This is a genomic window from Blastomonas sp. CCH1-A6 (assembly GCF_001556365.1).
Taxonomy (GTDB): domain Bacteria; phylum Pseudomonadota; class Alphaproteobacteria; order Sphingomonadales; family Sphingomonadaceae; genus Blastomonas; species Blastomonas ursincola.
In genome coordinates this window covers 1-1,222 of sequence record NZ_LSIS01000156.1, presented here as the reverse complement: position 1 = coordinate 1,222, position 1,222 = coordinate 1, and the positions used below count along the sequence as shown (strand labels likewise).

Annotated in this window: 4 protein-coding genes; all 4 read left to right on the top strand. The window is 70.8% G+C overall.

All coding sequences use genetic code 11. From position 1 onward, the window contains the following. On the top strand, positions 1–416 hold a 416-nt coding region (locus AX735_RS06475), incomplete at its 5' end, for an ATPase, T2SS/T4P/T4SS family (RefSeq protein ID WP_202189516.1). Further along, the gene (locus AX735_RS06470) at positions 413–748 is read left to right on the top strand and encodes a TrbC/VirB2 family protein (protein ID WP_007406001.1); all 336 of its coding nucleotides are present in this window, start codon (positions 413–415) and stop codon (positions 746–748) included. The genes AX735_RS06475 and AX735_RS06470, both read left to right, overlap by 4 nt. After that, positions 745–1,026, top strand: a complete 282-nt coding sequence (locus AX735_RS06465) for a VirB3 family type IV secretion system protein (protein ID WP_012049878.1) — start codon at positions 745–747, stop codon at positions 1,024–1,026. Before AX735_RS06470 ends, AX735_RS06465 begins: the two co-directional genes overlap by 4 nt. Then, positions 1,023–1,222 (top strand): hypothetical protein (locus AX735_RS06460; RefSeq protein WP_156447436.1); only part of this gene is annotated, 200 nt, incomplete at its 3' end. The genes AX735_RS06465 and AX735_RS06460, both read left to right, overlap by 4 nt.

The window sequence follows — 1,222 nt, the reverse complement described above, 5'->3', positions numbered from 1 at the left end:
GCGCCGCGCCGAACCTCGTCGCTATGCGGACCAAGGATGGCGTCGTCACGCTGTCCGATCTCGTGCGGTCCAGCCTGCGCCTGCGCCCTGATCGCATCCCCATCGGCGAGGTGCGCGGCGCCGAGGCGCTCGACCTCCTCAAAGCCTGGGGGACCGGACACCCAGGCGGCGTCGGCACCATCCATGCCGGCACCGCGCTCGGCGCGCTCCGGCGCATGGAGCAGCTCATTCAGGAGGCCGTCGTCACGGTCCCCCGCGCGCTGCTCGCCGAGACCATCGACCTGATCGCCGTGCTGGTCCGCGACGGGCACGGCCGCCGCCTCGCCGAGCTGGCCCGCGTCGAGGGGATCGACGCCGCGACCGGCGATTACCGCCTGACCCCCCTCGCACCCCCAAACCTCGGAGACGCACCATGATCCATGCCCTTCGGCATGGCGCACGCCGCGCCATGCTCGCCGCCACCGCCAGCGTCATCGCGCTCACCATCTCGGCGCCCGCCCACGCGGGCGGATCGTCGATGCCGTGGGAAGCCCCGCTGCAATCCATCCTCGAAAGCATCGAGGGGCCGGTCGCGAAGATCATCGCGGTCATCATCATCATCGTGACGGGCCTCACCTTGGCCTTCGGCGACACCTCGGGCGGCTTTCGCCGGCTGATCCAGATCGTCTTCGGCCTGTCGATCGCCTTCGCCGCGTCGAGTTTCTTTTTGTCGTTCTTCTCGTTCGGCGGCGGGGCGCTGATCGCATGACCGGCGCGGCCGATCCCGTCGAGCCGATCGCCGGCTATTTCGCCCCGGTTCACCGGGCGCTGACCGAGCCGATTCTTCTCGGCGGCGCCCCGCGCTCGCTGGCGATCGTCAACGGCACGCTCGCCGGTGCGATCGGCCTCGGCCTGCGCCTCTGGATCGCCGGGCTGGCGATTTGGGCGATCGGCCATGCGCTCTCGGTGTGGGCCGCGCGCCGCGATCCGCAGTTCGTGGACGTGGCCCGCCGGCACCTCCGCTATCCGGCGTGGATGCGGCCATGATGAGCCTGCGCGAATATCGCAGCAAGGCCGCGCATCTGGCCGACTTCCTGCCCTGGGCGGCGCTGGTCGGCGAAGGCGTCGTTCTCAACAAGGACGGCAGCTTTCAGAGGACCGCGCGTTTCCGTGGCCCCGATCTCGACAGCGCCACGCCGGCCGAGCTGGTCGCCACCACGGCGCGGCTCAACAACGCGCTCCG